Here is a 223-nt window from a genome sequence, read left to right as displayed (position 1 = left end):
GCCGGCGCTCTTCTCGATTGCGCATGGGGCATGGTAGCATGAGCCTTCAGGAATTGCGGAAGGTCATGTCTGAACCCAAGCCCCTCAGCCTTCATGTACCCGAACCGGCCGTTCGCCCGGGCGGGAGTCCCGACTTCTCGAATGTGAAGATTCCCCGGGCAGGGGCGGTTCCCCGCCCGGACGTGGACGTGGATCCGGAAGCGATCCGCGAGCTTGCCTTTTC

1 pseudogene is annotated in these 223 nt (G+C 63.7%); it reads left to right on the top strand.

Annotated features, from left to right (window positions below):
- Positions 1–65: 65 nt before the first annotated feature.
- A pseudogene (locus E4K09_RS22010) lies at positions 66–223 on the top strand (3-methyl-2-oxobutanoate dehydrogenase (2-methylpropanoyl-transferring) subunit alpha); the annotation flags it as partial.

Source organism: Microvirga pakistanensis, assembly GCF_004458765.1.
GTDB lineage: Bacteria > Pseudomonadota > Alphaproteobacteria > Rhizobiales > Beijerinckiaceae > Microvirga > Microvirga pakistanensis.
The sequence above is the reverse complement of the archived record's forward strand: the minus strand, read 5'-3'. Positions and strand labels throughout refer to the sequence as shown.